This is a genomic window from Sphingomonas sp. IC4-52 (genome assembly GCF_020707225.1).
Taxonomy (GTDB): Bacteria; Pseudomonadota; Alphaproteobacteria; order Sphingomonadales; family Sphingomonadaceae; genus Sphingomonas.
Genome location: NZ_JAJFEU010000003.1, coordinates 234,445 through 252,812 on the forward strand (window position 1 = coordinate 234,445; position 18,368 = coordinate 252,812).

Below are 18,368 nucleotides of genomic sequence, written 5' to 3' on the forward strand. Positions count from 1 at the left end.
AGCAGCATTTCGGCGACGCGATGTCGCTTCGGGGGCAAATCATATGGCAACTTACGTGGGCACGTCGTCGGCCGACTTTTACTCGGGCAGTGACGACGATGACGTGATCAGGGGTCTGGACGGCACTGATCGCCTATTTGGCGGTTACGGCGCAGATCGGATATTTGGCGGATCCGGCAACGACATTCTCACCAGCGGAATGGTATTGGTCGATTTCTTCGGCGCCTTTCTTGCTACCCGCTTCGATACAGCGCCGGATCAGGATCGAGTCGACGGCGGTATCGGCAACGACGTCGTTGGCGGCGGGATCAACGACATTCTCCTAGGCGGAGAAGGGATCGACACGCTGTTCCTGGACCTGACGGCGGCGGACCAAGGCGTGACGCTCAATTTCGCCAGCCAGGCAACCGGCGGTATTGCCAGGCTCGGCACGGGCCGCATCGCCGGCTTTGAGCGTGTCGGCACCATCTTCGGCAGCGCGTTTGACGACATCGTGCGGCTCGGGGGCCTCGGCACTGGCGCCTCCCTCGCCGATCACGTCTATGGCGAAGGCGGGAATGACCTGATCGACGGACGCGGGCTTAAGAACTCGCCCGGCACCGGCTCCCCCGACGGCGACGTCATCATCGGCGGCGCCTATCGCCTGAACGGAGGCGATGGCGACGATCAACTGCTCGGTAGCGATTACGCCGATCAGCTGACGGGCGGTGACGGCAATGACCGCCTCGTCGCTGGCCTTGGCCGCGACCTGCTGTTTGGCGGCGCGGGCGACGATATGATCGATCTGCGGACCAAGGGCTATTCCGGCTTCAAGGATGTCGACGGCGGGGACGGCGAAGATGTCGTGCAGGTGCTCGGTCCGCGCTCAAGCTACGAGGTTTTTCTGCAGGCGGACGGGACGACCATTCTGTACCGTGATTTCGGCGGCTATGATGAGGAATATCACCTCCTCGACGTGGAAACGGTGCGCTTTGGCACCCGCGATTTCTCCATGGCCGAACTGCTGAAGGACAAGCTCGTCGGTACCGACGGCGCCGACCAGATCGGACCCGGTCTGGCAGATCGTTACGGGCGCGCCGCCACCGCGCGGAACGACACCCTATACGGCCTCGGCGGCGACGACGTGTTGAACGGGGGCCGCGGCGCCGACACCTTTTACGGAGGGGAAGGCGCCGACACGTTCATCCTCGACAATGCCGGTGATCGGATCATGGATGCCGAAGAGGCCGATCGGATCATCACCAGCGTCAGCTACGTTCAAGAGGATTGGTGGCACGCTGCCGGCCAAATCGAACTCAGCGGCTGGGCCGACATCGATGCCTTTGCGCCGACAGCCTGGCTCGTCCGGGGCAATGCCGGAAACAATCATCTCACCGGGCAGGGCGAGCTGGAAGGTGGGCTGGGCAACGATTGGCTTACCGGAGGCATCGCGAGCTACGAACATGCCACCAGATGGGTCAGGGTCAATCTGGCTATCGAGGGGCCGCAGGATACGCTGGGTGCCGGCGTTGACACGCTGGAGGCGATCAAGGGCCTGCGCGGGTCAGCTCACGATGATCTGCTGATCGGCAGCTCCGGCAACGACGCGATCGAGGGCGGTGACGGCAATGATCGGATGCGCGGCGGTGACGGTATCGACACGCTCGATTACGGTCACGCAACGGCCGGCGTTCGAGTAGATTTGTCGCTGAATGGCGTGGCGCAGGATACGGGCGGCGCCGGTATCGATACGATCTATGACTTCGAATTCCTCGTCGGCTCCGCTCACGACGACATGCTGATCGGCACGGACGGTGCGGACGCCAATTATCTGCGCGGCGGAGATGGCGACGACATTCTGATCGGCCGCGGCGGCTTCGACACGCTAGAAGGCGGGGCCGGCGCCGACCTTTTTGTTTACGACACGCCCGGCTCCGGCGACTGGATCACGGATTTCGGGCTCGGAGACGATCGCATCGACGTGTCGGCCATCGACGCCGATGCGGGCACGCAGGGCGATCAGGCGTTCCGCATCGTCGATGCGTTCAGCGGTTCGGCCGGGGAGCTTGTCATCGACCGCGGGGGAGCGCAGCCGCAGATCCAGTTCGATGTCGACGGCGATGGTCAGTCCGACCTGACGTTGCTGTTCTACGCCGCCATGCCGGACGACATCGCCGCCCGCATCATCCTCTAAGGTTCAGTCGAACAGTCCATCCTGGCTGCCGGCGGGCGGGTTGAGGCCGAGGTGCTTCCACCCGCCCGCGTTCAGCACCCGTCCCCGTGCGGTGCGGGCGACGAGGCCCAACTGGATTAGATAGGGCTCGATAACTTCCTCTATCGTATCTCGCGGCTCGGACAGTCCGGCAGCCAGTGTCTCCACGCCCACCGGACCACCCCGATAGATGTCGGCGATCATGGTCAGGTAGCGGCGATCCATTGCGTCCAGGCCCAGATTGTCGACCTCCAGCCGGTTCAGCGCCCGATCGGCAGCACCCGCATCCACCACCTCGACGCCGGCCACGTTGGCGAAATCGCGCACCCGGCGCAGAAGCCGCCCGGCGATCCGCGGCGTGCCCCGCGCGCGTCGCGCGATCTCCGCCGCGCCATCAGACGCGATGTTGAGATCGAGCAAGGCAGCGGCGCGCGTCACCACCCGGGTCAATTCCTCCACCGTGTAGAATTGCAGCCGGATCGGAATGCCGAATCGGTCGCGCAGCGGCGTGGTCAGCAGCCCCTGCCGCGTCGTCGCGCCCACCAGGGTGAAGCGCGGCAGGTCGATGCGCACGCTGCGCGCCGACGGCCCCTCCCCGATCATCAGGTCGAGCGCGCGGTCCTCCATCGCCGGATACAGCACTTCCTCGACCGCCGGCTGCAGCCGGTGGATCTCGTCGATGAACAGTACGTCGCCGTCCTCGAGATTGGTGAGCAGCGCCGCCAGATCGCCCGACTTGGCGATCACCGGGCCCGACGTCGCGCGGAAGCCAACGCCCATCTCGCGCGCCACGATCTGCGCCAAAGTCGTCTTGCCCAGCCCCGGGGGTCCGAAGAACAGCACATGATCAAGCGCATCGCCGCGCGATTTCGCCGCCTCGATGAACACGCGCAGATTGTCGCGCGCTGCCGCCTGGCCGACGAACTCGTCCAGCCGCTTAGGGCGCAGCGCAGCGTCAGCATCCTCGGCGCGGCGGGTCGGCGTGATGAGGCGATCAGTATCCGTCATCGGATCTCCGATAGCGTAGTTTCGATCCGGCGCCACAGGTCCGATACCGCTTCGACGCCAGCGGAGCTGCGTGGCGCATAGGCGCCCAGCGGCGCACGACGCACTGTCATCGCCTCGAACGCGCTGGACGTTGGGATGACCGGCCAGTCGGGATGCTGCTGCAAAGCCTCACGGTGAAGCGCGCGTCGCCGGTCGACCATCGAAAATACCGGCACCAGCGTTACCTTCGCCCACTTCTTGCGCGCGACATGCGCGGCAATGGTATGGAGCGCGCGCTGCGACAATGCGGAGGGAATGACAGGCACCACCACCAGATCGGCCGCGCGCATCACCTGGTCCGACGTGTCGGCCAGCCCCGGCGGGCAATCGATAATGATGCGGTCGTAATCACCCGCAAGGTCCTCGACGAGGCGGGTCAGCCGATGCTTCTTGTCGATCGTGCGAAAGGCGAGGTCGAGCGTGCGCAACGAGGCATCCGCGGGCAACAGGTGGAGCCGGTCGATGGCGGTGTGGCGGATCAGCCGACGCGGATCGATCTCACGCCGGATCGCGGCGCCCGCCTCGCGCCCCTCGCCATCATGCCCCATGATCCACGTCGCCGCCGCCTGCCCGTCGAGATCCCACAGCAACGTGCGCCGCGCCGACAGTGTTGCCGCCGCCCAGGCCAGGTTGACCGCCAGCGTCGTTTTGCCGACGCCTCCCTTCAGGCTGTAGACCGCGACCGCGCGGCCGGTCACTTCGCCGCCTTGCGTAGCGCCAGCCGGACCAAGGCGTCCAGCGTGGCGCCCGCGCCCAGCTCCTCTTCGGCGGCTGCCACCGCCGCGGACGCCTCAGCCGGGCGGAAGCCGAGGTTGAGCAGCGCCGACACCGCGTCAGCCGCCGCACCGACCGGCATTGCCTGCGCCGCCGCAGCCGGCCCCAGCACGATCCCGCCCGCCTTGTCCTTCAACTCGCGCACGATGCGCTCGGCGAGCTTCGGGCCGACGCCATTGGCGCGCGCCACCATCGCCTTGTCCTGCGCCGCCACCGCGCGGTTGAGTTCCGCGGGCTCCAGTGCGGAGAGGATTGCCAGCGCCACGCGCGCGCCAACACCCTGAACCCCGGTCAGCAGCCGGAACCAGTCGCGCTCATCCGCACTGGCAAAGCCGACGAGCCGCTGAAAATCCTCGCCGACCAGCATCTCGGTATGGATGTGTACCGCTTCACCGACCGGCCCCAGCGCGGCGAGCGTGCGGGACGAGGCACCGACCAGATAGCCAACGCCGCTTACCTCGATCACGGCCGAATCCGCGTTCGTGCTGGCGAGGATACCCTTGAGGTAGGCGATCACCGATGCTGGTCCGTCATATCGCCCAATCCGTAGCGCCTCGGCAGCGGCTGGCCAACTCCCGCAGCAGCCGACGCGCAGCGTCAGCTGCCGGCCTGCACTCGCCGCATCATGCCTGCCGCGCTGGCGCGATGATGAGCGTGGCAGATCGCCACCGCCAGCGCGTCGGCAGCGTCGGGCCCGGTGACCTTCGCACCGGGCAGCAGCACGCCGATCATCGCCTGAATCTGCCGCTTCTCCGCGCCGCCGGTGCCCACCACCGCCTTCTTCACAGTGGAGGGATGATATTCGCCGATGTCGAGCCCCGCGCCGGCCGCGGCAAGCAGCACCACGCCGCGCGCCTGCCCCAGCTTCAGCGTGGACTGCGCATTGGTGTTCCCGAGCACCTCTTCCGCTGCTGCGCTGTCGGGCCGCTCGGTGCGGATGACGTCGATCAGCGCGGCATAAAGGTTCGCCAGCCGCCGCGGCAGCGGCATCGAGGGATCGGTGCGGATCTGCCCGTTGGCAACATGCCGCAGCCGGTTCCCCTCCGCCGCGATCACCCCCCAGCCGGTGGTGCCAAGGCCGGGATCGAGACCGAGGATGATCATCGCCGGGCCATCAGCCCAGCTTCGCCATCACCTCGTCGGAGACTTCGTAATTGCCCCATACCTGCTGGACATCGTCGTCATCGTCCAGCGCGTCGATGAGCTTGAACAGCGTCGCCGCATCGCTTTCGTCCACCGACACCATCGTCTGCGGGCGCCACGCGAGCTTCGCGCTTTCCGCCTCGCCCAGCACCGGCTCCAGCGCCTTGGCGACTTCGTGGAGATCGCCCTGCGCGGTCCAGATCTCGTGGCCGTCCTCGCTCGACGTCACGTCCTCGGCACCCGCCTCCAGCGCCGCCTCGAACACCTTGTCGGCGTCGCCCGCGCTCGCCGGATAGTTGATCAGGCCCATGCGATCGAAGCCGTGGCTGACGGAGCCGGACGCGCCGAGGTTGCCGCCGTTCTTGCTCACCGCGGTGCGCACGTTCGTCGCGGTGCGGTTGCGATTGTCGCTCAGTGCCTCGATGATCAGGCTGACGCCGCCCGGGCCGAAGCCCTCATAGCGGATTTCCTCGTAATTCTCCGCGTCGCCACGGCTCGCCTTGTCGATCGCGCGCTGGATATTGTCCTTGGGCATCGACTGCGCCTTGGCGGCGTTAACCGCCGCGCGCAGGCGTGGATTCATGTCCGGATCAGGCAGTCCCATCTTTGCCGCGACGGTGATTTCGCGGGAAAGCTTCGAGAACATGCCCGAACGCTTCTTATCCTGTGCACCCTTGCGGTGCATGATGTTCTTGAACTTGGAATGACCTGCCATGTGCGCGCCTCTAGCGCCGGATATGTGCCCTGCTCAAGTCGCTGCGCTCATCGGACTTCGCGTTTTTGCTCAAGCAGGTTCTCCACCGCGTCAGACGGGCGATCACGTCCTGATCCATCTTGCGATGCAGCCGCAGGATCTCGAGTTCGGCGCGCAGGTTTGTCTCGTAATCCAGCGCAGCAGTCAGCCGGTCCTTGGCCGCCTGACGATTCTGGCTCATCATGATCACCGGCGCCTGCACGGCGGCTAGCGTCGACAGCATCAGATTGAGGAAGATGAAGGGATAAGGATCGAACGCCTTGGCATAATGCGCCAGCAGATTGCTGTTGAGCAGCATCCAGCCCAGCAGCACCAGGGCGAAAACGGCGATGAAACCCCAGGAGCCACCGATTTCCGCCACGCGATCGGCCAGCCGCTCCCCGAAGGTGGCGCGCTCATCGGCAACGTCGGATGCGTCGCGCACCCTTGCCGTGCCCGATGCGATCGCGGTGAGGACGCGCCGCTCCTCCTCGTCCAGCGCCTCCGGCGGCTTGCCAAGCAGATGCAGCGCCAGTTCTTCCAGATCCGCCCTTTGCCCCTGCATCGCCCTCTCCCGGCCCGCTGCCGATCCGCTACGGCGATCCCCGCAATAGCGCAAACGTCTTGCCCCCAATGGTCGGTTTCGGCCAAACGCGGCGCATGACGATAGCCGTGGACATGGGCGCCGACACCTCGGGCGCGCCGGTCCTGATCGACCTAGAGGAATTGCTGGCTACCCGATTGCTCGTGCAGGGCAATTCCGGGTCCGGAAAGTCGCACCTGCTTCGCCGGCTGCTGGAACGGTCGGCCGGGCAGGTGCAGCAGGTCGTAATCGACCCGGAGGGCGATTTCGTCACGCTTGGCCCCGCCTATGGCCATGTCGTGATCGAGGCGGCGGACTATGCCGAGCGAGAAATCGCGCGAATCGCTGGCCGCCTGCGCGAACATCGCGCCTCGGTGGTGCTCAGCCTGGAAGGGCTGGAGGCGGAGGGGCAAATGCGCTGCGCCGCCACTTTCCTGTCGGCGATGTTCGATGCCCCGCGCGAACATTGGTACCCCGCGCTCGTCGTGGTGGACGAGGCGCAGCTGTTCGCCCCCACCACCGGCGGCGAAGTGGCGGAGGAGGTGCGCCGCGCCTCGCTCTCGGCGATGACCAACCTCATGTGTCGCGGCCGCAAGCGCGGGCTCGCCGGCGTCATTGCCACTCAGCGACTCGCCAAGCTGGCCAAGAACGTCGCGGCGGAAGCATCGAACTTCCTGATGGGCCGCACCTTCCTCGACATCGACATGGCGCGCGCGGCCGATCTTCTCGGCATGGAGCGTCGCCAGGCAGAAGCGATCCGTGATCTGCCGCGCGGCACGTTCCTCGCGCTTGGCCCGGCGGTCTGCCGACGGCCAAAGACGGTAAAGATTGGCGCGGTGGAAACCAGCGCCCGCAGCGGCAGCCCGAAGCTGACGCCGCTTCCCTCGGCACCGCCAGCCGATCTGCAGGAACTGATCTTCGCCGCGCCCGAGCCGGAGGCCGCGCCGCAGCTGCCGATGACATTTGAGGCCCGGCCGCGCCGGGTGCCCGCCGACGAACTGATCGCGGACATGGCCCGTCCCGCCCCCCTGCCGCCGGAGCCGGAGCGCAGCGACGAGGAAGTGGCGGGCATCATCGCCGACGTGCTGCGCGCGATCGTCGAAGACGCAGACGCCGCTGGCCGGCCCGCATCGGTGCTGTTCCAGGATTTCCAGGTTCGCTGCCGTATGCAGGGCCTGTCGCGATCTGGCATCGACCTCGGCGATTTCACCCGTCGACTCTCCTGCGCGCGCGCCGGCATCTTCGACATCGCCGACCCCGAATGGGCCGAGGTGATCGCGCTGGCTGGCACGCTGCAGGACGAAATGGTCGGCCCGTTCCTGCTCGTTGCCAAGGCCGCGCGCGAAGGCGCGCCCTGCCCCAGCGACGCTGCGCTGGCAGAAACCTATGGCACCTCTTCGCTGGGGCGCGTGCGCCGATTGATGGGCTATATCGAAAGCCGCGACCTGATCGTCACTCGCACCGATCTGTCGGGCAAGCGGTCGATCACCATCGCGCGGCTCGGCTGGACGACGGCACCGGCGGAGGCCGTCTGAACAGCGCGGCTGGGCAGGCTGGTCAGCGGTCCTCGCAGCGGATCCGGTTCTTGGCCATGCTCACTTCCGCCTGTTCGCCGGCGGCGGCTTGCGTGGTGGCGGCATGGTCGCCGACGGTCATCTCGAACACCGCCGGGCCGCTGACCGCGCAGGCAACCCGGCCCGCGCTCAGTTTGCAGGCGTCGGCAAAGCGCGCCGGGTCGCCGATCGCGGCCGCGTCGTCCGGCGGGCCCAGCCGCATACCGACCATGGTCGATCCGCCGAACAGCGCAACGCCCAGCCCCTTCAACGCGCGCGCCTCATAGGCTGGCTTGCCGCTCGGCTGGCTGACCGGCTTCATTGCATGTTGTGCCGCCATGCGCGTGCAAAAGCCCGCCACAGAATCGACCGCTGGTGCCGCGGCGGCAGGCAGCAGAAGCGCCAGGGAAAGAATAATGGTCTTCATGCCGGTCGCCTCTGCCCAGATATTTTGACGTTCTCGAGCCGCGCGGCTCAGAGCATGCCCAGCGCCTGCATGTACGTCTCGAGGATTGCTTCCTCTTCCTGATATTCCTCGCGCTTCTTCTTGCGGATCGACATGATCTTCTTGATCGCCTTGGGATCGTAGCCGCGGCTCTTCGCCTCGGCGAACACGTCCTTGATGTCGTCGGCGATACCCTTCTTCTCTTCTTCCAGCCGCTCGGCGCGCTCGATCAACAGGCGCAGCTCTTCTGCCGCCACCTGACCGCCGCCCATGCCTTCGCCGCGTTCTTCAGCCATCTTGAAAACCCCAAATGTGAAGCACCGCCGGCCCAGCGCGAATCGCGCGTGAAGCGGCGGTGCGGTTGCCGGAATATCGGTTGCGGCGGCGGCTCCTATGGGAAGCCGCCGCCGCGATCAAACGCTATTCGGCGAGCGGCTTGGCCACGGCGCCCTTGCGCATGACGAAGCGGACCCGCTCCAACTGGCGCACGTCGGACAGCGGGGAGGTGTCGACGGCGATGATGTCGGCCTGCTTGCCCGGCTCGATGCTGCCGATCACATTGCCCTGGCCCAGCACCTCGGCCGCAGTCACCGTTGCGCTGCGGATGGCGTCGGCCGGTGTCATGCCGACCTTTTCGACCAACAGGCCGAATTCCTGCGCATTGTCGCCATGCTTGGAAACGCCGCTGTCGGTGCCGAACGCGAACTTCACGCCCGCCTTGTACGCCCTGCGGTGGCTCTCCTGCATGGCAGCAGCAGCCGCCTCGGCCTTCGGGATCGTGGCCGGCGGCAGCGCCCCGGCGCGGGCCTGAGCCACAGCGGCGACCGGCGCGATTTCGGTCGGGACCAGATAGGCGCCGGTCTTCTTGAATGCGGCAATCGCTTCGTCATCGATGAAGCTGCCGTGCTCGATGGTATCGACGCCGGCCGCCAGCGCTGCCTTTGTTCCCTCGGCAGCGTGGCTGTGCGCGGCAACCTTTCGGCCCAGGTTGTGCGCCGTGTCGACGATCGCCTTCATTTCCTCGGGCGTGAAAGCCCGGCCCAGGCCACCAGACACGTTCGACAGGACGCCGCCGGTCGCAGTGATCTTGATCACTTGCGCGCCGAGGCCGATCTGCCGCCGCGTCGCGCGCACGCAATCCGCGGGCCCGTCGCAGGTGTTCTCCACCGTCTCCTTCACGGCGTGGGCGAACGGCTCGGCCAGGCCATTTAGCGGATCTCCATGGCCACCCGTGACCGAGACGGCGGTGCCCGCGTTGACGATCGTCGGGCCGACCACGTCGCCGCGATCCACCGCATCGCGCAGGGCGCGGATGCTGCGCGGCTCGCCGCCAAGATCGCGCACGGTGGTGAAGCCCGCGTTCAGCGTCGCCTTGGCGTTGCCGGCGCCGTACAGCACGTCATCCGCGCCTTCGTTGTTCAGCGCCGTCAAGCGCGCGCGCATCGGATCACCCCCGATGCCCAGCAGGTGGACGTGAAGGTCGATCAGCCCCGGCAGCACGAACTTGTCATTCAGCGCCACCAGTTTGGCGCCTCCTTCGGGCGGCGCGAAGCCGTCACGCACCTCGGCAATCTTGCCGTCGCGCACGATAATGGTGCTGTTGCCCCGCGGTGACTGGCCGGGCCGGTCGAGCAGCGCGCCGGCGTGGATGTAGGTCACCGTCGATGCAGGGGCCTGTGCCGGTGCGGTCTGGGCCAGGGCAGGCGTGGCCGCCGCAATCATCAACGCAGCCAGGATCATTTTCTTCATCGCCTACCCCCCTTGTCGCACCGCGCCTGCCGCGATGCTGCTATCATTGTCCGGGTGAGTAGAAGATGCGTGCACCCCTGGACAAGCGGGCGCGACAGGAAAATGGCAGGTTTCCTCCCCAATGACGGCGGCTGGGCGCAAACCCGCCTGGCCGCCGCCCCCGCCGTCAGTGTGCGTTCTTCGCGACGCTCTCCTGCATCCGCTGCAGCTGCTCCGGCGTCGCCTCGGCCTGGTGCGTCGCCTTCCACTCGGCGTAAGGCATACCGTAGATCGCCTCCCGCGCTGCGTCCTTGGGCACGCCGCCCGCCTCGCTCACCCAATCCGACAGGCAATTGCGGCAAAAGCCTGCCAGACCCATCAGGTCGACATTCTGTGCATCGCTGCGGTGGCGCAGGTGGTGCACCAGCCGGCGGAACGCGGCAGCCGCCGTCGCGTCGTCGATCGTGTCGATCGGGTCCATCATCGTCTCCAAGGTTGATCGCCCGGAGATAGGCGGTAGGCCTGCGGACGCAAAGCGAGGAAACCGATTACATGGCACGAGCGATCACCCCACGCAGCCGCAAGGTGCGCGTGCTCGCCACCTTGGGCCCGGCCAGCAACACGCCGGGCATGATCGCGAAGCTCTTCGAAGCAGGAGCGGACGCCTTTCGCATCAACATGAGCCACGGCGATCAGCAATCGAAGGTCGCGGTGATCCAAGCGATCCGAGCGCTGGAAAAAAGCCACGGGCGCCCCACCACCATTCTGGCAGACCTTCAGGGGCCCAAGCTGCGCGTCGGCCGCTTCGCCGACGGACGGGTCGAACTTGCCCCCGGCGCCACCTTCGTTCTTGATCGCGACCCCACACCTGGCGACGCCGGCCGTGTCGAACTCCCTCACCGCGAGATTTTCGATGCGATCGAGCGCGGCGCCCGCCTGCTCCTCGACGATGGCAAGCTGGTGCTGCGCGTCGTGGAGCATGATGCCGACCGGATCGTCACCACCGTCGAGATCGGCGGCCCGCTCAGCAACAACAAGGGGCTGAATGTGCCGGACGTGGTGGTGCCGATGGCGGCGCTTACCGACAAGGATCGTTCCGATCTCGCCTTTGCGATCGAAGCTGGGGTGGATTGGATTGCCCTGTCGTTCGTGCAGCGGCCCGAGGATCTGGCCGAAGCACGCAAGCTCATCGGAGGCAAGGCGGCGCTGCTCGCCAAGATCGAGAAGCCGGCCGCGATCGACCGGCTCGAGGAGATCGTCGAGATGTGCGACGCCGTTATGGTCGCTCGCGGCGATCTGGGGGTCGAGCTGCCGCCGCAGGCCGTGCCCCCGCTCCAGAAGCGCATCGTGGAAACTTCGCGGCGTCTCGGCCGCCCCGTGGTGGTCGCCACCCAGATGCTGGAATCAATGATCAAGTCACCCTCGCCCACCCGGGCCGAGGTGTCGGACGTCGCCACCGCCATTTACGACGGTGCGGACGCGATCATGCTGTCGGCGGAAAGCGCGGCGGGTGACTGGCCGGTCGAGTCGGTCGCGATGATGAACGCCATCGGCGAATCGGTGGAGCGCGATCCCATGCACGGCGATCGCATCCGGTTCACCGTCACTCGGCCCGACCCCACCACCGCCGACGCGCTGGCGGAGGCGGCCAAGAACATCGCCGTGACCATATCGGCAAAGGCGATCATCTGCTTCACCACCTCGGGCTCCACGGCCCGGCGTGTCGCCCGCGAGCGCCCGTCGGTGCCGCTCTTGGTGCTGACGCCGAAGATGGAAACGGCGCGTCGGCTGGGGCTGCTATGGGGCACCCACGCGGTTCACACGCGGGACGTCGATTCATTCGAGGAGATGGTCGCCAAGGCGAAGCGCATGGCACTGCGTCAGGGCATGGTGAAGGCTGGCGACCGCGTGATCATCATGGCCGGCATTCCGTTCCGCACGCCGGGCGCCACCAACGTCCTGCACGTGGTAGGAATCATCGGCGATGAGCTAAAGGGTTTCGGCTGATCCCGGAATAGCAGCCGCGGGCGCGCGGCACGCGGCCGCGCCGGCTTAGTTCAACAGGCCGAAGCGGCTGAGATCGGCCCGCAGCGTTGCGGCGTCGATAAAGGGCACCGCCTGCATCCCCACTGCCTGTGCCCCGGCAACATTGTCGTGCCGGTCGTCGACGAACAGCGCCTCTTCCGGCTTCAAGCCGAACCGATCGAGCGCGAGGCGGTAAATGGCGGCGTCCGGCTTCACCAGCCGCTCCGCTCCCGACACCACGATATCGCGGAACCGGTCGAACATGGCTGCTTCCTGCGCACGGAAGGGCGCAAAGAATTCATCGCTGAAGTTGGTGATCGCAAACAACGGCACGCCAGCCTCGTCCAGCTGGGCGACCACTTCGGGCATGCCTGTCACCGGCCCCGGAATCTGTTCCGAGAACCGCGGGCCCCATTCGGCGATCAGATGCGCGTGCTGCGGAAAGCGCGCAGACAGCTCCGCCGACGTCTCCGCAAAGGGACGGCCGGCGTCATGCTGGAAATGCCACTCCTTGGAGCAGACATCGCGCAGAAATACGTCCAGCGCCTCATCATCGGTGATGAGGCGCCGGTAAAGGACCCGGGGGTCCCAATCGTACAGGACGTTGCCGATGTCGAAGACAACGGCAATCGGCCGCATCAAGATTAGCCCTGGCGAGCCTTGAAGCGACGATTCGTCTTGTTGATGACGTAGGTCCGGCCGCGACGACGGATGACGCGATTGTCGCGGTGGCGGTCCTTGAGCGACTTGAGGCTGTTGCGGATCTTCATGGCGGATTCGCTTCTATGATTATGCGTGATCGGAAAGGGTGCGCGCCTAGTGGCAGCCCCCTTGCAAGTCAAGATGGAGCCGCCAACAGAGAGAAGCGTTGATTCACCGTAACGACTGCAGGGGAGAAGAATCATGGGTCGCATTTTGATCGTCATCGGCATGGCGGCGGCCCTGGCGGGCTGCGCTACCGGGCCGTCGCGTTTTCCCGTGCAGGCGACTCGCTATCATTTCAACGCCATGACCGATCGCGGCACCATCGCCGTGGAGCCGCTGACGGGCACGGGCACCGCCAGCCTTGAGTACAAGACCTATGCCGCCGCCGTTCAGACGGAATTGCTGCGGCTGGGCTATACGAATCCGGCGCCCGGCGCTGCGCCCGACTTCCTGGCCACCGTTTCCTTCAGCCGCGCACCCCGGGCGCTGCCACCGCGACGCTCGCCCGTGTCGATCGGGCTCGGCGGCGGCGGCATCAGCGGCGGTCGTGGCGGCGGCGTCGGCCTCGGCGGCGGCGTCAGCTTCCCGGTCGGCGGCTCGGGCGCCGGTGAAGGCGTCGTCACCGAATTGTCGGTCCGCATTCGCCACGGTGCAGACGCCGTGTGGGAAGGGCAGGCACAATCGCTGACTGACCTCAGCGCCCCGGACGCGGACACCGGCGCAGTGGCCTCCCGGCTCGCCCGCGCGCTCTTCAGCGGCTTTCCCGGCGAAAGCGGTCGCACTATCGAGGTGCAATGAATCTCAGCATCAACGCCGCGTTTGACAGCGGCAACATCCGCCTGATCGCGATCGATGGTGACCGTGTCGACCTGGAAATCGTCACGGATCACCAATCCGATTTCTACCAGTGGTTCTACTTTCGCGTCGCCGGCGCGGCAGGTCGCCGGCTGACGTTCCGCATCCTTAATGCCGGCGGCTCGGCTTATCCGTTCGGCTGGCCGGGCTATCGGACGCGCGCCTCTACCGATCGCAAGACGTGGCGCACCGTCGATACGCGCTATGCCGATGGCGTGCTCGAATTCGATTGGGCCGGTGACCCGTCCTCCGGTGAGGCATCAATTGTCTGGTTCGCCTATTTTGCGCCCTATACGATGGAACAGCATGCGGATCTGATCGCCCGCATCGCGACGCGCCCGGGCGTCCGCCATCGCGAGCTGGGCACCACGCTCGACGGGCAGGCGATCGATTGCTTCGATATCGGCACCGGTCCGAAGTCGGTCTGGCTCTATGCCCGTCAGCATCCCGGCGAATCGATGGCCGAATGGTGGATGGAAGGCGCGCTCGATTGGCTCACCAGCCCGGCCGCCGCCCCCTTGCTTCAGGCAGCTACCGTCCATGTCGTCCCGAACATGAATCCGGACGGCACGCGCCGCGGCCATCTGCGTACCAATGCGGCGGGTGTGAACCTCAACCGCGAATGGCACAGCCCGACGCCGGAACGCAGTCCGGAAGTGCTTTGCGTGCGCAATGCCATGGACGAAACCGGCGTCGTCTTCGCCATGGACGTTCATGGTGACGAGGCGATCGCGGCGAATTTCATCGCCGGCTTCGAAGGCGTGCCGTCCTGGACCGAGCGACGGGGCGAGCTGTTCACCGAATTCGGCCGCCGGCTGGCGGCACACACGCCGGATTTCCAGACGGAGCTTGGCTATGAGCGCTCGCAGCCCGGCCGCGCCAATCTGTCGATGTCGACCAATCAGCTTGCCGAACGGTTCGGCGCGGTCAGCGTGACGCTCGAAATGCCGTTCAAGGACCATGATGCGAACCCGGATCCGGCGTTTGCCTGGTCGCCGGAGCGCTCCGCGCGCTTGGGCGTGTCCTGCCTGGAAGTGCTCAGCGAGATGATCGGGGAGCTGTGATGGAAGTGCGCGAGGGTGGTCTTGACGACCCACGAGTGATCGCCCTCGTCGCACACCATCAGGCGGAGGCACGCGCCACCACGCCGCAGGAAAATGCCCACGCCATGGGTGCGGAGAGCTTGCGCCGCCCCGACATCAGCTTCTGGTGCGCTTGGGACGGCGAGGAACTGCTCGGCATCGGCGCCCTTCGCGAACTGTCGCGCGATCATGGGGAGATCAAATCCATGCGTACCGCGCCGGGGCACCTGCGTCGCGGCGTCGGCCGGGCGATTCTGGCGCAACTCGTGTCGCTCGCCCGCAGCCGCGGCTATCGGCGGGTGAGCCTGGAAACCGGCACCGCGGCGATGTTCGGGCCAGCCAATCGGATGTACGAAGCGGCGGGCTTCGTGGATGGCCCCGTGTTCGGCGGCTATCCCGAAAGCCCGCACAACCGCTTCATGACGCTCGCGTTGTGACGCGGGCCGTCACGGAACGTCACAGATATTCATCCCAGTGCCGATAGGCCGGCTCCTTGGACAATTGTGGCCGATCGGCCTGGTCGAGCGTCATATAGGGCGCTGCCTCGATATCCTCCCGTGTCAGCTCGAGATAGAAACCCTCCAGATCCTTCGCATAGGTCAGCATCGACCACGGCAGCGGATAGGCCCGTGAACCGAAGCCCAGAAAACCGCCAAAGGTAAGCACCGCATTTTCCACCTGTCCGCTGTGCTTGTCGATCATCAGCGAGTGGATCGAGCCGATCTTTTCGGCCCGGCGGTCGTACACAGGGGTTCCCTGAATCCGATTGGATGAAATCAGGCGATGCGCCCCGTCGCGATGGTTTTGAGTGGTCGCGGCCGCGATGTTGGTCTGTGTCATGGCAAGCCTCCTCTGCCCCCCACAACCCGGTCTGCGGCGGCCCGCCTGTTGGCGGATCTCCGCCGTGCGTCATTATGCCCCATTTCCGTTCGTTCCACCACTCCCGCCGCCGAAGTCGGCGCCGGGGGACGGCGCGCAGCGACTATGCGCGCCGCCAGCCCCGGATTAGCCTGTCGCACCATGCCCTAGAGGCGAATCGGGAGAGAGATGTGGCCGATCCTTCGCTGCGTAACCGCGCTGTTCAGCTCTACGACGCCTTCACGCACGAGCATCGTGATCGGCGCACGCTGCTGCGCCAGATGACGGCGCTGGCGGGCTCGGCCGTGGCGGCGGAGGCGCTGATTGCCAGCATCGCCGCTTCGCCAGTGGCGGCAGCCATCATCGACCCGGCCGACAAGCGGCTTGAAGCCGGTATGCGCGACGGGACGGAGGCTGGGCGTCCGGCCCGCGCTTATTATGCCGCACTCAAGAGTGCCGCGAAGCCTGCGCGCCGCGGCGTCGTCCTCGTCATCCACGAAAACCGCGGCCTGACCCCGCACATCCAGGATGTGGCTCGCCGAGTCGCGCTGGACGGCTTTCTGGCGATCGCCCCCGACCTGCTTGCGCCCCAAGGTGGCACGCCCGCCGACGAGGACAAGGCGCGCGAGCTGATCGGCACGGTGGATTATGATCTCGCGCTCGCCCAGGCCCGCGCCTTCGCCGACAAGGCGCGCGCCATGCCGCAGGCATCCGGCAAGGTCGGCATGATCGGTTTCTGCTGGGGCGGCGCCTTCGTGAACCGCATGGCGGTGGCTGGCGGCATCGATGCCGGTGTCTCTTATTACGGCCCCGCGCCAGCCCCGTCGGAGGCCGCGCGGGTCAATGTGCCGCTGATGCTCCACTATGCCGGCACCGACGCGCGCGTCGCTCAGACCGGCGAACCTTGGGTCGCTGCGCTGAAGGCCGCCGGCAAACCGGTGGAGGCTTTCACCTATCCGGGTGTCGACCACGCCTTCAACAATGACACGTCGACCGCCCGTTACAACAAGGCTGCGGCCGACCTTGCCTGGGGCCGCACGACCACCTTCCTCCATCGCCACCTGGACGCCTGAGGCCGAACTCCCCCGACCCTCTCCGATACACACCGGGAGAACCACGATGAGCGACCTGATTTTCTACACCAATCCCATGTCCCGCGGCCGCATTGCGCGGTGGATGCTGGAGGAAGTCGGCGCGCCCTATGAAACCCGGCTGGTCGATTGGACGGACAAGCCAGCCGATTTCTTGGCCGCCAATCCCATGGCCAAAGTGCCCACGATCATCCATCGCGGTCAGGTCGTCACGGAGGCCGGCGCGATCATCGCCTATCTTGCCGATGCGTTCCCGGACGCCGAACTCGCCCCGGCCCCAGCGCAGCGCGCAGCTTATTACCGCTGGATGTTCTTTGCCGCCGGACCACTGGAGGCGGCCACAACGGATCGCGCCCTGGGCGTCGCACCCACTGCCGAGCAACAGGGCATGGTAGGCTATGGCAGTCTCGATCGCGTGGTCCAGGCGCTGAAAGGTGCGGTCAGCGCAGATACTTACATCGCCGGTGAGCGGTTCACCGCTGCGGACGTCTATGTTGGCAGTCATATCAGCTGGGGCCTACAGTTCGGCTCCCTGCCAAACTGCGAGGAATTCGATCGCTACCTTGCCCGCCTCATGGATCGCCCAGCCGCGGTGCGAGCGCGGGAGATCGACGACGCCCTGATCGCCGGCGCCACCGGCTAGGGCCTCCCCGCCCGCGGGTACTTCAGCCAGCAGCCGTTAAGCGCGTTTGTGCGTTTAGCAGGGCATGGCCTATGCTGCGATCACCCGCCCCCGCTGGACGCGCGAGCGCCTGCTCGCGGCGGGGGCCGCGATCATGGTGCAAGCCCTCGTCGGCTATGCCCTGATCACTGGCCTTGCCGTTCGCTTCCCCAACACCGTTCAGGACACGATCAAGCTCTTCTCCGCAGAGCCGGTGCCGCCACCCCCCCGGCCCCGTACCGAGCCGGAGCAGCGCGCTGCCAAGAGCCGGGCGGAGGGTCGGGCGTCCGCCCGGAACATTCGTAGCCGCGCAACCGAGGTGGCGGCACCAAAGCCAGTCGTCGTCATTTCGCCTCCGCCCCCGACAGTGATCACGACGCTCACCCCCTATGTCGCGCATGACCCCACCTCCGGCTCTGCGCCCGTCCGCGGCCCGGGCACCGGCGCGGGCGGTGTCGGCGATGGTTTCGGCAGCGGTGGGAGCGGCAACGGTGACGGCAGCGGCGGCGACGGCGACGAAACAGGCCCCGAGTTAATGCGGGGTCGCATGAGCACCTCGGATCTTCCCGAGTCGCTTTTTGCCACTGGCTTCAACGGCACCGTCGGCGTTCGCTACATGGTGGCCACAAACGGACGGGTGCCAAGCTGCCAGGTCACCCACTCGAGCGGCAACGCGGAAATCGATAACATCACCTGCCGTCTGATCCGGGAGCGATTCCGATTTCGTCCGTCCCGCGACAGCCAGGGACGACCAGTTGCTGCCTGGATCGTAGAGAATCACACCTGGGAAGTTGAGGCCGACACGGTTGAAGTGGTCGAAACAACAAGGAAGCGCCGCTTGCGCCTTTGGTAGCTGACGAACCTACTCGATCGCCGGTCCTCGGCGCTTCAGTG

General features: G+C 66.5%; 22 protein-coding genes. 9 read left to right on the forward strand and 13 right to left on the reverse strand.

Translation table 11 applies throughout. From position 1 onward, the window contains the following. The first annotated feature begins 43 nt into the window (after window positions 1–43). Complete coding sequence (locus LK535_RS10050) at window positions 44–2,173, forward strand: calcium-binding protein (RefSeq protein ID WP_227771768.1); 2,130 nt, start codon at window positions 44–46, stop codon at window positions 2,171–2,173. A 3-nt stretch (window positions 2,174–2,176) separates the two neighbouring features. Here the strand turns inward: LK535_RS10050 and ruvB are convergent, their stop codons facing one another. The 6 genes from ruvB to LK535_RS10080 form a co-directional block, all read right to left on the reverse strand. Next, on the reverse strand, window positions 2,177–3,199 hold the full coding sequence (ruvB, locus tag LK535_RS10055) for a Holliday junction branch migration DNA helicase RuvB (protein WP_227771769.1): 1,023 nt from the start codon (window positions 3,197–3,199) through the stop codon (window positions 2,177–2,179). Next, complete coding sequence (locus LK535_RS10060) at window positions 3,196–3,936, reverse strand: ParA family protein (RefSeq protein WP_227771770.1); 741 nt, start codon at window positions 3,934–3,936, stop codon at window positions 3,196–3,198. Before LK535_RS10060 ends, ruvB begins: the two co-directional genes overlap by 4 nt. Continuing rightward, window positions 3,933–4,529 (reverse strand): Holliday junction branch migration protein RuvA, encoded by a 597-nt coding sequence (gene ruvA, locus LK535_RS10065; RefSeq protein WP_227771771.1) that lies wholly within the window; start codon window positions 4,527–4,529, stop codon window positions 3,933–3,935. Before ruvA ends, LK535_RS10060 begins: the two co-directional genes overlap by 4 nt. Before the next feature lie 80 nt (window positions 4,530–4,609). Further along, a complete protein-coding gene (gene ruvC, locus LK535_RS10070) occupies window positions 4,610–5,116 on the reverse strand; it encodes a crossover junction endodeoxyribonuclease RuvC (RefSeq protein ID WP_227771772.1) in 507 nt (168 codons plus the stop codon). Window positions 5,117–5,126: 10 nt separating this feature from the next. After that, the gene (locus tag LK535_RS10075; protein ID WP_227771773.1) at window positions 5,127–5,870 is read right to left on the reverse strand and encodes a YebC/PmpR family DNA-binding transcriptional regulator; all 744 of its coding nucleotides are present in this window, start codon (window positions 5,868–5,870) and stop codon (window positions 5,127–5,129) included. Window positions 5,871–5,880: 10 nt separating this feature from the next. Then, entirely contained in the window at window positions 5,881–6,453 is a 573-nt protein-coding gene (locus tag LK535_RS10080) for a DUF1003 domain-containing protein (protein WP_227771774.1), read from the reverse strand. Window positions 6,454–6,548: 95 nt separating this feature from the next. Here LK535_RS10080 and LK535_RS10085 point away from each other — a divergent pair, with 95 nt between their 5' ends. Then, window positions 6,549–8,006, forward strand: coding sequence for an ATP-binding protein (locus LK535_RS10085; protein ID WP_227771775.1), 1,458 nt, complete (start codon window positions 6,549–6,551; stop codon window positions 8,004–8,006). A 22-nt stretch (window positions 8,007–8,028) separates the two neighbouring features. Here the strand turns inward: LK535_RS10085 and LK535_RS10090 are convergent, their stop codons facing one another. The 4 genes from LK535_RS10090 to LK535_RS10105 form a co-directional block, all read right to left on the reverse strand. Continuing rightward, window positions 8,029–8,451 (reverse strand): hypothetical protein, encoded by a 423-nt coding sequence (locus tag LK535_RS10090; protein ID WP_227771776.1) that lies wholly within the window; start codon window positions 8,449–8,451, stop codon window positions 8,029–8,031. A gap of 47 nt (window positions 8,452–8,498) precedes the next feature. Next, window positions 8,499–8,741: a DUF2312 domain-containing protein gene (locus tag LK535_RS10095; RefSeq protein WP_227771924.1), complete on the reverse strand. Its 243-nt coding sequence runs from the start codon at window positions 8,739–8,741 to the stop codon at window positions 8,499–8,501. A gap of 148 nt (window positions 8,742–8,889) precedes the next feature. Then, a complete protein-coding gene (locus LK535_RS10100; RefSeq protein WP_227771777.1) occupies window positions 8,890–10,218 on the reverse strand; it encodes a metal-dependent hydrolase family protein in 1,329 nt (442 codons plus the stop codon). Window positions 10,219–10,384: 166 nt separating this feature from the next. Further along, entirely contained in the window at window positions 10,385–10,678 is a 294-nt protein-coding gene (locus LK535_RS10105) for a DUF1244 domain-containing protein (protein WP_227771778.1), read from the reverse strand. 71 nt (window positions 10,679–10,749) lie between these two features. Between LK535_RS10105 and pyk the strand changes: the two genes are divergently transcribed. Continuing rightward, window positions 10,750–12,204 carry a pyruvate kinase gene (pyk, locus tag LK535_RS10110; protein WP_227771779.1) on the forward strand — a complete coding sequence of 485 codons (1,455 nt, stop codon included), beginning with the start codon at window positions 10,750–10,752 and terminating at the stop codon, window positions 12,202–12,204. 45 nt (window positions 12,205–12,249) lie between these two features. Here the strand turns inward: pyk and LK535_RS10115 are convergent, their stop codons facing one another. After that, the gene (locus LK535_RS10115; RefSeq protein ID WP_227771780.1) at window positions 12,250–12,861 is read right to left on the reverse strand and encodes an HAD family hydrolase; all 612 of its coding nucleotides are present in this window, start codon (window positions 12,859–12,861) and stop codon (window positions 12,250–12,252) included. A 5-nt stretch (window positions 12,862–12,866) separates the two neighbouring features. Then, complete coding sequence (gene ykgO, locus LK535_RS10120) at window positions 12,867–12,992, reverse strand: type B 50S ribosomal protein L36 (protein ID WP_003046794.1); 126 nt, start codon at window positions 12,990–12,992, stop codon at window positions 12,867–12,869. Between the two features lie 133 nt (window positions 12,993–13,125). On the opposite strand from ykgO, the gene LK535_RS10125 reads away from it, so the two are divergent. Genes LK535_RS10125 through LK535_RS10135 form a run of 3 tightly spaced genes read left to right on the forward strand, consistent with a single transcriptional unit; the run spans window position 13,126 to window position 15,301 of the window. After that, window positions 13,126–13,725: a DUF4136 domain-containing protein gene (locus LK535_RS10125; protein ID WP_227771781.1), complete on the forward strand. Its 600-nt coding sequence runs from the start codon at window positions 13,126–13,128 to the stop codon at window positions 13,723–13,725. Then, the gene (locus LK535_RS10130; RefSeq protein ID WP_227771782.1) at window positions 13,722–14,846 is read left to right on the forward strand and encodes a M14-type cytosolic carboxypeptidase; all 1,125 of its coding nucleotides are present in this window, start codon (window positions 13,722–13,724) and stop codon (window positions 14,844–14,846) included. Before LK535_RS10125 ends, LK535_RS10130 begins: the two co-directional genes overlap by 4 nt. Then, window positions 14,846–15,301: a GNAT family N-acetyltransferase gene (locus LK535_RS10135; RefSeq protein WP_227771783.1), complete on the forward strand. Its 456-nt coding sequence runs from the start codon at window positions 14,846–14,848 to the stop codon at window positions 15,299–15,301. Before LK535_RS10130 ends, LK535_RS10135 begins: the two co-directional genes overlap by 1 nt. Window positions 15,302–15,320: 19 nt before the next feature. Here the strand turns inward: LK535_RS10135 and LK535_RS10140 are convergent, their stop codons facing one another. Continuing rightward, window positions 15,321–15,704: a PRC-barrel domain-containing protein gene (locus LK535_RS10140; RefSeq protein WP_227771784.1), complete on the reverse strand. Its 384-nt coding sequence runs from the start codon at window positions 15,702–15,704 to the stop codon at window positions 15,321–15,323. A gap of 209 nt (window positions 15,705–15,913) precedes the next feature. Between LK535_RS10140 and LK535_RS10145 the strand changes: the two genes are divergently transcribed. From LK535_RS10145 to LK535_RS10155, 3 genes are all read left to right on the forward strand, one after another. After that, window positions 15,914–16,795 carry a dienelactone hydrolase family protein gene (locus tag LK535_RS10145; RefSeq protein ID WP_227771785.1) on the forward strand — a complete coding sequence of 294 codons (882 nt, stop codon included), beginning with the start codon at window positions 15,914–15,916 and terminating at the stop codon, window positions 16,793–16,795. 46 nt (window positions 16,796–16,841) lie between these two features. After that, window positions 16,842–17,456 (forward strand): glutathione S-transferase family protein, encoded by a 615-nt coding sequence (locus LK535_RS10150; protein WP_227771786.1) that lies wholly within the window; start codon window positions 16,842–16,844, stop codon window positions 17,454–17,456. A 64-nt stretch (window positions 17,457–17,520) separates the two neighbouring features. Beyond that, complete coding sequence (locus tag LK535_RS10155; RefSeq protein WP_227771787.1) at window positions 17,521–18,327, forward strand: energy transducer TonB; 807 nt, start codon at window positions 17,521–17,523, stop codon at window positions 18,325–18,327. Window positions 18,328–18,368 lie beyond the last annotated feature (41 nt).

Bases quoted from the DNA above. Each gene is read 5' to 3' on its own strand.
- LK535_RS10125 (WP_227771781.1), top strand. From the start codon at position 13,126: ATGGGTCGCATTTTGATCGTCATCGGCATGGCGGCGGCCCTGGCGGGC.
- LK535_RS10135 (WP_227771783.1), top strand. From the start codon at position 14,846: ATGGAAGTGCGCGAGGGTGGTCTTGACGACCCACGAGTGATCGCCCTC.
- ykgO (WP_003046794.1), bottom strand. From the start codon at position 12,992: ATGAAGATCCGCAACAGCCTCAAGTCGCTCAAGGACCGCCACCGCGAC.
- LK535_RS10085 (WP_227771775.1), top strand. From the start codon at position 6,549: ATGACGATAGCCGTGGACATGGGCGCCGACACCTCGGGCGCGCCGGTC.
- LK535_RS10105 (WP_227771778.1), bottom strand. From the start codon at position 10,678: ATGGACCCGATCGACACGATCGACGACGCGACGGCGGCTGCCGCGTTC.
- ruvC (WP_227771772.1), bottom strand. From the start codon at position 5,116: ATGATCATCCTCGGTCTCGATCCCGGCCTTGGCACCACCGGCTGGGGG.
- LK535_RS10090 (WP_227771776.1), bottom strand. From the start codon at position 8,451: ATGAAGACCATTATTCTTTCCCTGGCGCTTCTGCTGCCTGCCGCCGCG.
- ruvB (WP_227771769.1), bottom strand. From the start codon at position 3,199: ATGACGGATACTGATCGCCTCATCACGCCGACCCGCCGCGCCGAGGAT.
- LK535_RS10075 (WP_227771773.1), bottom strand. From the start codon at position 5,870: ATGGCAGGTCATTCCAAGTTCAAGAACATCATGCACCGCAAGGGTGCA.
- pyk (WP_227771779.1), top strand. From the start codon at position 10,750: ATGGCACGAGCGATCACCCCACGCAGCCGCAAGGTGCGCGTGCTCGCC.
- LK535_RS10140 (WP_227771784.1), bottom strand. From the start codon at position 15,704: ATGACACAGACCAACATCGCGGCCGCGACCACTCAAAACCATCGCGAC.
- LK535_RS10150 (WP_227771786.1), top strand. From the start codon at position 16,842: ATGAGCGACCTGATTTTCTACACCAATCCCATGTCCCGCGGCCGCATT.
- LK535_RS10115 (WP_227771780.1), bottom strand. From the start codon at position 12,861: ATGCGGCCGATTGCCGTTGTCTTCGACATCGGCAACGTCCTGTACGAT.
- LK535_RS10130 (WP_227771782.1), top strand. From the start codon at position 13,722: ATGAATCTCAGCATCAACGCCGCGTTTGACAGCGGCAACATCCGCCTG.
- LK535_RS10050 (WP_227771768.1), top strand. From the start codon at position 44: ATGGCAACTTACGTGGGCACGTCGTCGGCCGACTTTTACTCGGGCAGT.
- LK535_RS10100 (WP_227771777.1), bottom strand. From the start codon at position 10,218: ATGAAGAAAATGATCCTGGCTGCGTTGATGATTGCGGCGGCCACGCCT.
- LK535_RS10155 (WP_227771787.1), top strand. From the start codon at position 17,521: ATGGCCTATGCTGCGATCACCCGCCCCCGCTGGACGCGCGAGCGCCTG.
- LK535_RS10095 (WP_227771924.1), bottom strand. From the start codon at position 8,741: ATGGGCGGCGGTCAGGTGGCGGCAGAAGAGCTGCGCCTGTTGATCGAG.
- LK535_RS10080 (WP_227771774.1), bottom strand. From the start codon at position 6,453: ATGCAGGGGCAAAGGGCGGATCTGGAAGAACTGGCGCTGCATCTGCTT.